The sequence below is a fragment of the Megasphaera massiliensis genome (genome assembly GCF_000455225.1).
Lineage (GTDB): Bacteria > Bacillota > Negativicutes > Veillonellales > Megasphaeraceae > Megasphaera > Megasphaera massiliensis.
The window spans coordinates 505,710-518,203 of sequence record NZ_HF954537.1 but is presented as its reverse complement, the minus strand read 5'-3'; the positions used below and the strand labels follow the sequence as shown (position 1 = coordinate 518,203).

The 12,494-nt window shown below is 54.4% G+C and carries 11 protein-coding genes, 1 CRISPR repeat array and 1 riboswitch; all 11 genes read left to right on the top strand.

Features of this window, described 5'->3' with window-relative positions; translation table 11 throughout:
* Positions 1 to 463 precede the first annotated feature (463 nt).
* A complete protein-coding gene (locus TX77_RS05820) occupies positions 464 to 1,000 on the top strand; it encodes a hypothetical protein (protein WP_044503854.1) in 537 nt (178 codons plus the stop codon).
* A 33-nt stretch (positions 1,001 to 1,033) separates the two neighbouring features.
* Positions 1,034 to 1,828 (top strand): hypothetical protein, encoded by a 795-nt coding sequence (locus TX77_RS05815; protein ID WP_044503853.1) that lies wholly within the window; start codon positions 1,034 to 1,036, stop codon positions 1,826 to 1,828.
* A gap of 9 nt (positions 1,829 to 1,837) precedes the next feature.
* Complete coding sequence (locus tag TX77_RS05810; RefSeq protein WP_154651867.1) at positions 1,838 to 2,845, top strand: ferredoxin; 1,008 nt, start codon at positions 1,838 to 1,840, stop codon at positions 2,843 to 2,845.
* 410 nt (positions 2,846 to 3,255) lie between these two features.
* Positions 3,256 to 3,683: direct repeats of the CRISPR family, unit length 33 nt; unit sequence CGTCGCACCCTTCATGGGTGCGTGGATTGAAAC.
* A 297-nt stretch (positions 3,684 to 3,980) separates the two neighbouring features.
* Positions 3,981 to 4,159, top strand: a riboswitch (cobalamin riboswitch).
* 127 nt (positions 4,160 to 4,286) lie between these two features.
* A complete protein-coding gene (locus TX77_RS05805; RefSeq protein ID WP_044503851.1) occupies positions 4,287 to 4,901 on the top strand; it encodes a MotA/TolQ/ExbB proton channel family protein in 615 nt (204 codons plus the stop codon).
* 1 nt (position 4,902) lies between these two features.
* Positions 4,903 to 5,316 carry an ExbD/TolR family protein gene (locus TX77_RS05800; RefSeq protein ID WP_044503850.1) on the top strand — a complete coding sequence of 138 codons (414 nt, stop codon included), beginning with the start codon at positions 4,903 to 4,905 and terminating at the stop codon, positions 5,314 to 5,316.
* The gene (locus TX77_RS05795; RefSeq protein WP_044503849.1) at positions 5,313 to 7,721 is read left to right on the top strand and encodes a TonB-dependent receptor domain-containing protein; all 2,409 of its coding nucleotides are present in this window, start codon (positions 5,313 to 5,315) and stop codon (positions 7,719 to 7,721) included. The genes TX77_RS05800 and TX77_RS05795 overlap by 4 nt, the downstream gene beginning before the upstream one ends.
* A gap of 15 nt (positions 7,722 to 7,736) precedes the next feature.
* A complete protein-coding gene (locus tag TX77_RS05790) occupies positions 7,737 to 8,690 on the top strand; it encodes an ABC transporter substrate-binding protein (protein WP_044503848.1) in 954 nt (317 codons plus the stop codon).
* Positions 8,683 to 9,684: a FecCD family ABC transporter permease gene (locus TX77_RS05785; RefSeq protein ID WP_044503847.1), complete on the top strand. Its 1,002-nt coding sequence runs from the start codon at positions 8,683 to 8,685 to the stop codon at positions 9,682 to 9,684. Before TX77_RS05790 ends, TX77_RS05785 begins: the two co-directional genes overlap by 8 nt.
* Before the next feature lie 3 nt (positions 9,685 to 9,687).
* Complete coding sequence (locus TX77_RS05780; protein WP_044503846.1) at positions 9,688 to 10,482, top strand: ABC transporter ATP-binding protein; 795 nt, start codon at positions 9,688 to 9,690, stop codon at positions 10,480 to 10,482.
* A 12-nt stretch (positions 10,483 to 10,494) separates the two neighbouring features.
* Positions 10,495 to 11,631 (top strand): cobalt-precorrin-5B (C(1))-methyltransferase CbiD, encoded by a 1,137-nt coding sequence (gene cbiD, locus TX77_RS05775; protein ID WP_044503845.1) that lies wholly within the window; start codon positions 10,495 to 10,497, stop codon positions 11,629 to 11,631.
* A complete protein-coding gene (gene cobM, locus TX77_RS05770; RefSeq protein ID WP_044503844.1) occupies positions 11,628 to 12,428 on the top strand; it encodes a precorrin-4 C(11)-methyltransferase in 801 nt (266 codons plus the stop codon). The genes cbiD and cobM overlap by 4 nt, the downstream gene beginning before the upstream one ends.
* Positions 12,429 to 12,494 lie beyond the last annotated feature (66 nt).

Here is a 12,494-nt window from a genome sequence, read left to right as displayed (position 1 = left end):
GGGGTACGTGGATTGAAGCATCAACCCGGCATACATATTCAATGGAGAGAGATGTCGTGCCTCTCACGGGGCACGCGGATTGAAACGGTTCGGTCGTTATCGGTGAGCTACAGGCCATGGTCGCGCCTCGCATGGGGCACGTGGATTAAAACGATTGAAGTAAAAATAGGAGATAACAGAACGAAGAGAAGACTTGCCTTTTGAAGGGGCGAGTCTTTTTTTGCGCCCGATGAGGGGTAAATGCTTTATGAGACCGGGAGAAATGGGATGTATAGGAGGCAAGATAATTTTTGTGAGCCATGACATATTCTGTCAGGGAAGTTCTGTATAATTGAAAGAAAGGAGCGAGTCCTTTGGGCGTCGGCATGATGCGGCTACCGATTGTTGAGAGGTGCGATGGGTATCGAGAGGCTGGCGCATGGGGACTCATTGGTAGAGGTGTATTTTGAGATGAGGTGATTCTATGGATATGGAACGGAAGAGACATATTCCTTTGAAGGGTACTGACAAGACACAGGGGGAGATGGTTACCATGCATATCGTGGGAGATACGAAAGAGCGTACTTCGGATGGGAGTGGGCAGCCGCGTGAAGGCAATTTGAAGGTTCTCGACGGGAACTTTCATGACGCCGGCATGGAGCGCGGCGCAGAGGACGACTTGATGGAAGATCTTGTGGCTGCGATTCATGATTTCGTGGAAACCGCGTCTGAAGAGGATTTGGCTTCCTTTCAGCGCTTGACGGAGGCCATGGAAGTCGTGCTGGAAGAGCTGGAGAAATGGCTGGACGCCGTGGATGAAGCGGAAAAGGGGCGCCAATATGAGGCTTTCCATTTGGGATTTGAGCAGATGTTGGAATCGGCCTTAGCCGACGATGGCGATGAGATCTTTGCCGGTTTGGATCGAATTTTGGATTATTTTGACGAGGAATGTTGCTTTAGAAATCGAGATGCCTTTGATCGATATTTTGATTCTAAGGACCGAAAAGGCTTTACCCTTTAGCGTGAAGGGCATGATAAAAAGGAGGTTGGGGCCATGTGGCCAATCGCGGCGCTGATAGTAGGGAAATTTATTTATGACTTGAATAAGGCCTGCAACATGGACGAAGATTCGCGGCGACGCATGATGAAGGCCTTTCAACGAGAAACGGAGGCCCGGCTGTTGGTGAGGCAGAAATCGCAGGAATTAGAGGCGGCCTTAGAGCGCATCGTTCAACGAAAATGGGGGACCCTTTCTAATTTCCGCCGCTTTGTGGATCTCTATCAGCAGATCATCGAAATTGATTTCCAGGCCGAGAAACGGAAGGGGGAATTAGCCCTTATCCCTTTGAAAAAAGACTACGTCGATGGTCTGCAGCGGATGGCCATCATTCCCAAGGGCCAATGTACCGATTCCGAGGTGATGATGTCCCTCTTGAAAGGCGGGCTGGGCCGGTCGCTGTTAGACGACGCCGAGCAGTTTCGCGCTGAGTCGGTGAAGCAGCTGCGGGCGGCCGGCGTGGTCTACGGTCAGGCGGAAAATATCGCCAAAGCCATCGATATCATGATCGGTCAGTGTGAAACGATTTCTTCGGTCATCGCCGGGCTGAACCTGCTGCTGGCCAAAACAATTCGGACTTCTGAGGCCTTGATCGAAGAACGAGGCAGTGACCCGGATCGTTACACCCGGGAGGATCGGGACGTTTTGATGACCTGTATGAATGTAGTCGATGCTTTGAAAAAGATAATTGATGCGCCGGTGGTAACGAGAGACGGGCAGCTTGCCCAAGAAATCATGACGACCATCCGCTTGGGGAAGGCATACGCCGAGGCTGTGAAAAAGACAGGTTAGGAGATGACGATGATGAAACGATTACGAATCGATGCGGAAAAATGCACGGGATGTGGGACGTGCCTTGCTTTTTCGGACTATATTGCCGAAGGCTCGGACGGCAAGGCCCGCGTAAAACATAGCGGGAAGATCGAGGACCCCAAGGTTCTCGCAGCGGCTCAGGAAATGGTCGAACTCTGTCCGGAACAGGCCATTGAGCTCCGCGATATTCAGGCAACATCCTTACGCGACGTGGGAACACAGGCGATTGTCGAACAGTTGAAGAAGGCCTTATCGAGTATCGAGATTCCCGGTCCGACGTCTTCCGACTATGACTTTGACAAGGAAAAATATGCCTTCGACATCGACTACGATTACTTAGACGGAACTCATTATTATGAATATAAGAGCAGTTCGGCCGCACGCGATGCCGCGTGGAACGAGTTTTATCGGAGAAATTACGGCCGCATCGAGCAATATGCCATGGAGGTCCTCAGCCAATATGGGGCCGATAAAATTGCCCCCTTCTTCGATGGGTCGGAACAAGGGATGTATGCCAAGTGGAATAAACAGTTCGAGGCCATTTTGCAGGATACGGCGGACCGCGTAGCCGACGCCTTGGGAGATCGTGACCTGCCGGAAGATTTTTGCACCTGGAACGTCTTGCCGACGCAGTATATCGATTGCTTCAAAGACTATAATCCCATCAAATGGGGCGCCAAGGTCGACCGGAAAATGAGACAGGACCCCTATGCCAATGAAGCCTGGTATAAACGGTGTATCGATACCGACGAGATGGAACGAGTGGAAGCCGGCCGGATTTTCAAAGGCGTGCTGCACAACGTAACCCGGTATTGCTATGACTACGATATCGGTATGGGAGGCGATTTTAAAAAGGATATCCTGGACACCATTTACCTGATGGATATGGATGAATATTACGAAGAAGTCCTGGGCTGGATCATCGACGATTATCGAAAGAACGTTGAAAAAATGATTGCCTCGAAATGTGAGGCCTTGGAAGCGGCCCTCGGATAAGAGGCGGGTTAACGTACAAAAAAATGGACGAGAGTGAGAAATAGTCGCTCGCGTCCATTTTTTATGGTTGGAAAAATTAGGATTGCAGCCTTAAGGGCGTTATGGACGCGGCGGGACGATATTATGGTTTTAAGTAAAATGGTGCTATAATGAAATTAAAAGTAACGGGAAATAACCATTGAGCCGGGGGATGCTCGGAGCATAGGAAATCATATAAATCTATGGCGGAAAGCATGCCGTGAAAACGTACGCAGTGCCAAAGTATAGTGAACATTCTTTTTGTCGATTAAAAATCATGATGAAAGCCGGGGAAATTTGAGTAAATCCCCTATACGAGTAAGAAAAAACGTGTCTGTGGGGGCCTATCCCCATAGATGCAAACAAAAGTGACTGTAAGAAAACACTTTTGCTGTCGCACCCTTCATGGGTGCGTGGATTGAAACATCTCTTATAGCTCTATACTTTATACTCTTATCGTCGCACCCTTCATGGGTGCGTGGATTGAAACACAGCCTGGCCGATAGATACGGGCAATCGCCGCGTCGCACCCTTCATGGGTGCGTGGATTGAAACCCCGTGCGCCGCTACTACCCTCAGGGCACGTACTCGTCGCACCCTTCATGGGTGCGTGGATTGAAACCATTGATGACGACGTTCAGAGGTATGGATTAATCGTCGCACCCTTCATGGGTGCGTGGATTGAAACCCGGCGAATATCGGCAACGGCTGCTTGAAGAAGCGTCGCACCCTTCATGGGTGCGTGGATTGAAACATATAGAGATAGATATAAGAGTACGAAAGATATCGTCGCACCCTTCATGGGTGCGTGGGTTGAAACATAAAAAAGTACAGAACGGAGTCTGGCTTGTAAGTCGCACCCTTAGGGGTGCGTGGATTGAAACAATGAGTAGCAATTGATTGCCATAATGATCCGTTGTCGCACTCTTCGGAGTGCGTGGATTGAAAAAACTCGACTATATAGATGAAAATGTCTACCTGTTTGCATCGCACTCCTGATGAGTACATGTGTTAAGGCTTGCTTATGACAATGTTTTTCTGCCCTTTTTCAACTTTTCTTCTCATGAGGCCCTTCGTTGACAGTCTTCTATTTGTCATGCTATAGTAAAAACGATATAATATAATGAATAGGTCAGGTGTCTCAGACTTAATAGAGAAGCCGGTTCAATTCCGGCGCGGTCCCGCCGCTGTGAGGTGGAGCCAGGCTGCATGATGTCACTGTACGTTTTTGTATGGGAAGGCGCAGCTTTGGCTATGAAACCAAGCCAGAAGAACTGCCTGACGGATAATCACCGATAGACCTGCGAGCGATGGGAAGGAGATTGTACGGAGCATATTCGGGGACTGTCGTCTATACGACGGTCCTTTTATCTTTGCAGCCCTTCTCTTGCAGGTCCTTACAGGAAAGGGGTTTATTCGTACCATGGAAGCGATGATCAATGGTTTTCAGTTGTTTCAGCAAGGCGGTCCGGTCATGTATCTGTTATTGGCCTGCTCCCTCTTTGCGGTGTATATTGGCATTGAGAGGGCCATGTTTTTTACCCAGATGGATGCCGGCAAGGCTTTTGCCAATCGTTTTTATACCTATATGAAAGTCCATAAGACGGAAGCGGCGCGCTCCCTTGCAGCCGACAGTTCCGGCGGGCTGCCCCTCATGTTGACCGAAGTTTTTGACGGTCAGGGAGGGACTGAATGGAAGGCCTTTGTCGAAATGCAGTCGGGGATTTTCGTGTCCCGCCTTCGGAGTCACCTCTATTATTTGAGCGTCATCGTCACCTTGGCGCCCCTCTTAGGACTTCTCGGGACGATCAGCGGCATGATCCGCGCCTTCAGTGTTTTTAACGTCCAGTCCGGACAGGCTATCGCCATTACGGGCGGTATCGGCGAAGCCCTCATTGCCACGGCTTTCGGCCTTTGCGTCGCTGTTTTGGCCTTGATTATTCATTCTTATTTTACTCAGCGCCTCGACCGGATCATTACCGACATGGAGCTGTGTTTTTCGGCGATGGAAACGATGGACCAGAAAGCAGGGCAGTGAGATGCGGCTACGTCAATTACGGGATTTTGAAAAGCCTTCCATCATGATCATCCCCATGATCGATATCATGTTTTTCCTCTTGGTCTTCTTCATGATGTCGTCCTTATCCATGGTGGACATGCACAGTTTAGGCGTCCAGTTGCCCGTGGCAGCCGAGGCAAAAGACGCGCCGTCATCCCAGTATGCCGTCACCTTGAAAAAAGACGGTACCCTGTGGCTCAATGGCAAGGCAATCGATCGCGAGGCCCTCATGGCTTCGGCCCGGGCTCGGCAAGGGGAAGACAAGGCTTTCAGCGTCATCCTCTATGCCGACCAAGACGTCGATTACGGTCGCGTCATGGCCGTGTTGGATGCCTTTAAGAAAGTCGGTGTGAACCGCATCGGCCTCGTCGCCGACAGTGGGGCTCAGCCGTGAGGTGGGGGAAGAAGAAAGGGCGTATTGCTGCCGGATTTTCCGTCTCCCTCCACGCCGCCGTCTATGTCGGCCTGGCTGCCGGCGGTTTCTTTACGGTCCTTCAGCACTATTCGCGTCAGCCCAATGTAACCGACGTCATGATTTATAATGCCGGCGATATGGCCGGTGCCGGTGGGAACGATGCCGATGGGATGGACGCTGTCAGCCGCGACGGAAGCGGCGATTACGATGAACAAGAAGTCGTATCCTCGACGTCGGATAAGGCTCCGAACGAAGAAGGAACGCCAACTGTCGACGCGACGCCCCTGACGCCGGACGCCCTTACGTATGCCGCCGCCAACGATGAATCGCGACAGGGATCTTCCGACGAAAAAGGAAGGGCAGAAGCGGCGAGAAATTCCGGTCAGCCCGTTTCGTCTCCTGAGGGAAAAACATCAGGACCGCGTCACCATCATGGTAAGACCGGGCCTTCGGGAAGACGGGCGGCCGGTCACGGGACGAAGGATCCTATGGCGCCGGCAGGATCCATTCACGTTCCCGACGGAGTTGCCAATTTTTTTGACAGCGTCAAGGCCTTACTCCCTAACAAGTTATCGGAAGCCCAAGTAAATGAACCGAAAGAGCCCGCCATTCCTCCCGTACAGGCCAGTCAATCAAATACGACCATCATTGCCGCCAAGGAGATGGACGAACACCGCGATACGTCGGTCCGGCAGGCCCTCCAGCGGGTCACGGGCGTTACCGTCAATGAGATGGTGCCGGGCATTTCGTCCTACGTCAAATTGAACGGTGACGACCGGGTCTTGATCCTCGTCGACGGTCAGAGTCTGGCCAATGCCCAGGGATCGGGCTACGGGCGGGGGAGCGTCGATTTGGCAAACCTCCCCGGTGTCGGTGCTATTGAGCGCATTGAAGTCACCAAGGGCAGCGGTTCCGTCCGCTACGGCAGCGGGGCCGTGGGCGGCGTCATCAATATCGTCACCAAAAAGGGCGACCGCAACGAGTCGTCTCTCGATGCCTACACCGGATCGTGGGGCATGCACGGCTACACCCTGACCAACAGCGGCCGTTCGGGCAAGACCAGCTGGCTCATCAGCGGCGACATGGAACGGCGAAAGTATTACGCCTTTCCCAATGGCCTCAATGCCGACAAGTCCCGCGGCGACATTGCCAAAGAGTCCTTGTCCCTGCGCCTCGATCAGGACTTGACCGACGGCACGTCGTTGACCTTTAAGGCTTACCATCAGGATTATCACGGCCACGGTTCGACCTTCCTTGCTTCTTATTCGTCGTCGCTGCCGAAAGCCCTTCAAAAAGAACGCCTCTCGGGCTGGTACCTCAGTGCCAATAAGCCCATCGAGCGGCTCATCAATAATTACAGCCTTACCTATAATTTTAAGAAAAATGAGGCTCAGCCCGGGTTCCTGCGTTACTTCAACGACTACCAGCGGACCTATTGGACCAACCACTATTTTACCCGCACCCAGGGCTTTGAATGGCAGAACAACTGGCACCTCGGCGCCCATCACGTCACGGCCGGCGCCGAATGGACGGAAGATATGGGCACCAATTACGAGGCCAATTACATCGACAAGAAACGCCATAATCTGGCTTTTTACGCCGAAGACGCCATGACTTTCGGGAAGTTGACGGTCACGCCGGGCCTGCGCCTCGATGACAACAGCACGTACGGAGTCCACCAGACGCCGCGGTTGGCCGTCAATTATAAGGCCAATGACGACTTCAACGTCTATGCGTCGTGGAGCCGCGTCTTTTCGCCGCCGCGCCTGAACGATCAGTTCTATGTGACGACGTCCCGCGGCAAGATTACGGCCATGGGCAATGAGGATTTGCAGCCCGAAACGGGGTACACTCAGACCCTGGGATTCCAGTATCGCATGGGGCCTAAGACCCTTCTCGAAGGCAGCGTCTTCCACAGTGATTTAGCGAACGTCATTCGTTGGAACCGGGCCGTCACGCCGCGGGAACCGGAAAACCTCAATGAAGAAGATAAACGGGGCTTTGAACTGTCCCTCAAGCAGACCATCAACGACAAGTGGGATTATGAATTGGGCTATTCCTACATCCACACCAAAGTCGATACGGGAGACGGCTTAGGCTTTGATGAAACGTACAATCAGCCTAACGGCTACCGCGCCGGTCTCCATTACCATCAGGGCAAGTGGCAGGCCAACGTCGACGTGACGGCCGGAACGGGGCGCAACGACACGTATTACAGCAACAATTCCTACGTCGTCTGGAACGGCAGCGCGTCCTATTCGCCCGATGAAAACACGACCGTGTATGTCAAAGTGGCCAACATCAACAATGCCGGCTACGATTTATACCATAACTATCCGGCTGCCGGGAGAAATTGGCAGGTCGGGATCCGTCAGAAATTCTAGGAGGGGGCTTTTACTGTGAAAAAATTTGGCTTATGTCTGCTCGTCCTTTGTCTGTTCCTGCTGGCCGGCTGCGGTCCCCAAGGGACGTCTCAAGAAAAGGCATCCGGGGAAAATTATGCCGTCATCACCGATGACCGGGGCAAATCCGTTACCTTGCCGCAGAAACCGCAGCGCGTCGTCGTCTTGTCGACGTCGCTCCTAAACTTTGCCGATGCCCTCGACGGCAGTCTCGTTGGAAGGGCCGCCATCAAGTCGGAAGACGCAGCCCTTCCGGAAAAGTATAAAGACGTGCCCGACGTGGGCCCGGTCTACAGCGTCAGCCTGGAAAAAGTGACGGCCCTTGAGCCCGACGTCGTCATCGGCAGTACGGACCACCATGAAAAATTGGCGGCCCAGCTCGAAGACAGCGGCATTCCTGTTATCTTGCTGCGCACCAAGACTTATGACGACGTCAAACACAATCTGGACGTCATGGGCCGGGTCTACGGCAAAGAAGAGCAGGCCAAAGCCGTCGATGAAAAGCTCGATACAGAAATTAAAGCCATCACCGATGCTGTGCCCAAACAGGGCCTGCGCATTGCCATCATTCATGCCACGCCCAGTGCCGTGTCGCTGGAACTTCCGACCAGCATTGCCGGCGGCATTGCCGACCTGCTTCACTTGCAGAACATCGCTGCGGCACCGGCAGGAAGCGAAAATAACCGCATTCCTTACAGTATGGAAAGCCTTGTCGAAGCCAATCCCGACGTCATTTTCCTGACTTCTATGGGATCGTCGGACAAGATCGAAAAGCGCATCAAAGGCGACATCGAAAGCAATCGGGCTTGGGCTTCCTTGAAAGCCGTCCAATCGGGGCGTTTCTATATCCTGCCCGAACGGTATTTCCTCCTCAATCCCGGCCTCGACTATCCCAAGGCCGTAGGGTATATGGCAAACTTAGTCTATCCGGGAGTGGTTCCTCATGAATAGATTTTTTCAGCGCCGGGAACGAACGGGTTGGCGCTGGCTCATGCTCATCGTCTTCGCCGTCTTGGCGGCGGCCGGCATCTTGCTGTCGGTCATGCAGGGGGCGGCGGCCATTACGGCGTCGGACGTCGTCCGAAGTTTATGGCAGCCCGGCGGGGGAACGACGGACCAAATCATTTGGAACATCCGTCTGCCGAGGACCCTTACGGGGGCTTTGGTCGGGGCTAATTTGGCCCTGTCGGGAGCCATTTTGCAGGCCGTCATGCGAAATCCCCTGGCCGATCCCCATATCATCGGCATCTCGTCCGGTGCCGGTCTCTTCGGCCTCATCGTCCTCATCGTCGTCCCGTCGTACGCCTTTTTGATGACGCCCGTCTCCTTTGTCGGCGCCATGGCCGCTGCCGGAGCCATCTACTTCTTGGCTTGGAAGGACGGCATCAAGGTCGTCCGCATCATCTTGGCCGGCGTCGCCGTGTCGGCCTTCCTGGGAGCCATCATTTCAGGAATCCTCGTCTTTTACAGCGACCGCGTCCACGGTGCCTTATTGTGGATGGTCGGGGGCTTGGCGGCCAGCAGCTGGAAAGACGTGTCCGTCATTACGCCCTATGCTGCTGCCGGCTTCGTCTTGGCCTTTATCGGCGCGTACTACCTGAACCTTCTCCAACTCGGTGACGACATGGCCCGCAGCCTGGGCCTCAACGTCGAAAGGGCCCGCCTGGGCCTTACGGCCATTGCCGCCCTTCTCGCAGCCAGTGCCGTCAGTGTCGCCGGCCTCTTAGGCTTCGTCGGACTCATCGTGCCCCACATGGTGCGCCTCTTAATCGGCACGGATTACCGCTATATCATTCCCGGCGCGGCCCTTTTCGGAGCGGCGACGGTGACTCTGAGCGATACGGCAGCCCGACTCCTCTTGGCACCGGCGGAACTTCCCGTGGGCATCATCATCGCCTCCTTGGGAGCGCCCTTTTTCTTATTTCTCCTGCGAAAGGAAGTGTGAGCCGTGGATGCCATTACCATCAAACATCTCGTCGTCGAGCGGGGCGGCAAGACCATCCTTCACGATATGATGGCGTCCCTTCCGAAGGGCAAGATTACGGCCATCGTCGGCCCCAATGGCTGCGGCAAGAGTACCTTCCTCAAAGCCATAAACTGCATGATCCCTATTTCCGGCGGTGCTATCGACCTTTTCGGCCGCGACGTCCGGTCCTTTTCGCGTAAAGCCTTGTCGCGGGAAATCGCCTTCTTGACCCAGTCTCACGACCTTCCTCAAGACGTGCCCGTCGCCGACTTAGTGGCTATGGGGCGTTTTCCTTATCGAAAGCTCTTGTCGCCGCTGACGAAGGACGATCAGGCAGCCATTCATCGTGCCATCGACGCCGTCGGTCTTCGGGGCTATGAAAAAAGGGCCATGCAGCACCTTTCCGGCGGCGAGCAGCAGCGGGCCTGGCTGGCCGTCTTATTGGCTCAGGATGCGTCCATTCTCCTCCTCGACGAGCCGACGACCTATCTCGACGTCCGCCATCAATTGCGGATTCTATCTCTCCTTCGTGAGATTAACGAAACATGGGGGCGAACGGTGATCATCGTCCTTCACGATATGAACCAGGCTTACCAATATGCCGATGAAGTGCTTATGATGAAAGAGGGGGCCATCGTTTCGACCGGGGCCCCGCAAGACGTCTTGACACCGGACAGGCTGCGCCGGGTCTTTGCCATCGACGCCGAAGTTGTCCGGACGAAAGACGGCCGGCCCTTCATCGTGCCCAGAGACGTCCTGCCCGACGGCGAGGCTTGAAAGGAGACAGGCATGGATTTATTTACGATAAAAGATGGAAAGAAGCTTCGCTGCGGTTATACGACGGGATCCTGTGCGGCGGCAGCAGCTAAGGCGGCAGCCGTCATGGTCCTTACGGGAAAGCGCGTCGATGCCGTATCCCTTACGACGCCGAAAGGGGAAGTGCTCCACTTGCAGCCCGAAGACATCTCCTTCGGCCCGTCGTCGGCAACCTGCGCCATTCGCAAGGAAAGCGGTGACGATCCCGATATTACCGACGGCATCTTAGTCTATGCCACGGTCGAAAAGACGGCCGGCCCTATGGTCGTTGCAGGCGGTCCCGGCATTGGTCGCGTGACCAAACCGGGCCTTGCCTGTTCCGTCGGCGATTGGGCCATCAATCCCGTGCCGCGGCGCATGATTGAAGAGGCCCTTTCGGATGCTGCTAAAGAATGCGGTTACACGGGCGGTCTCAAGCTGACGCTCTCCATTCCCGGTGGGGAAATTTTGGCGCAAAAGACCTTTAATCCCCGTCTCGGCATCGTCGGCGGCCTGTCCATTTTAGGGACGTCAGGCATCGTCGATCCCATGAGCGAACAGGCTCTGGTCGACACTATTCACACCGAAATGGATTCGCGAAGAGCCGCCGGAGAGTCTCATCTCTTGGCCTTTTTTGGCAACTACGGCGTCGATTTCAGCCGCGATGAACTCGGCCTCGACGTCAGCCAGCGAGTCACCATCAGCAACTACGTCGGTGAAATGCTTGATTATGCCGTTTATAAAGATTTTTCCGACGTCCTCCTCATCGGCCATATCGGGAAATTGATTAAAGTCGCTCAAGGCATTATGAATACCCATTCCCGCTATGCCGACGGCCGGACGACGCTCCTTTCCTTAGAAGCCGTCTTTGCCGGCGCCTCCCGCGACCTTGCCAAAACCATTTACGACAGCCTGACTACGGATGAAGCCGTCCGGATTCTCTCTGAAGCCGGCCTTTTGACGCCGGTCATGGAAGCTGTCTGCCAAAAAATCGATCACTATCTGGAGGCCCGCACCCACGGTGCCATCCGTACCGGGGCCGTTATTTTTTCCAACGTCTACGGCGTCCTCGGGTATACATCACAGGCCAAAGACTTATTGGCCGTCCATCAGAAAGGGGAAGTTCGATGATACATTTTGTCGGTGCCGGTCCCGGTGCGGTCGACCTCATTACGGTCCGCGGTAAGACCTTACTGGAACAGGCCGATCAAATCATTTACGCCGGATCCCTGGTCAATCCGGAATTACTGACCTATGCCAAAAAAGACTGCGTCATCTTAGACAGTGCCGCCATGACCTTAGAAGACGTCATGGCCGCTATGGAAACGGCGGAAAAACTGGGCTGGATGACGGTCCGTCTGCACACGGGAGATCCGTCGGTCTACGGGGCCATTCGCGAACAGATGGATATCCTCGCTGAAAAAAACATCGCCTTCGACGTCGTCCCCGGCGTCAGTTCCTTCTGCGGTGCCGCAGCGGCCCTGAAGGCCGAATACACCTTGCCCGGCATCAGCCAGTCGGTCATCATTACCCGCATGGAAGGGCGGACCCCCGTTCCGGACAAGCAGAAAATCGCCGACTACGCCGCTCATCAGGCGACGATGGTCATCTTCCTCAGCGCCTCGCTGTTAGAGGGCCTGCAAAAAGAGCTCATTCATGGCGGTTACGACGGCGACACGCCGGCAGCCATCGTCTACAAGGCGTCCTGGCCCGATGAAAAAGTCTATGCCTGCACGGTGGCGACCCTTGCTGAAACGGCGCAGCAGTACGGCGTTTCGAAGACGGCCCTCATCGTCGTCGGAAGGGTCCTCGGCGATACGTACGACCGGAGTCTCTTGTACCATCCGGCTTTTACTCACGCCTGCCGTAAGGCCGAGCCCGAATCGCAGCAGTACAGCGACCATTTTAAAAAGGACGCCTCAACATAAGGGGAGCGTCCTCCAACATCAGATGTCTCTATTCCGAGTGATCTAACCGATTGCTCGGAATTTTTT

Excerpts from the sequence above, each read along its gene's own strand:
- TX77_RS05820 (WP_044503854.1), top strand. The coding sequence starts at position 464 with ATGGATATGGAACGGAAGAGACATATTCCTTTGAAGGGTACTGACAAG.
- TX77_RS05815 (WP_044503853.1), top strand. The coding sequence starts at position 1,034 with ATGTGGCCAATCGCGGCGCTGATAGTAGGGAAATTTATTTATGACTTG.
- TX77_RS05810 (WP_154651867.1), top strand. The coding sequence starts at position 1,838 with ATGATGAAACGATTACGAATCGATGCGGAAAAATGCACGGGATGTGGG.
- TX77_RS05805 (WP_044503851.1), top strand. The coding sequence starts at position 4,287 with ATGGAAGCGATGATCAATGGTTTTCAGTTGTTTCAGCAAGGCGGTCCG.
- TX77_RS05800 (WP_044503850.1), top strand. The coding sequence starts at position 4,903 with ATGCGGCTACGTCAATTACGGGATTTTGAAAAGCCTTCCATCATGATC.
- TX77_RS05785 (WP_044503847.1), top strand. The coding sequence starts at position 8,683 with ATGAATAGATTTTTTCAGCGCCGGGAACGAACGGGTTGGCGCTGGCTC.
- cbiD (WP_044503845.1), top strand. The coding sequence starts at position 10,495 with ATGGATTTATTTACGATAAAAGATGGAAAGAAGCTTCGCTGCGGTTAT.
- cobM (WP_044503844.1), top strand. The coding sequence starts at position 11,628 with ATGATACATTTTGTCGGTGCCGGTCCCGGTGCGGTCGACCTCATTACG.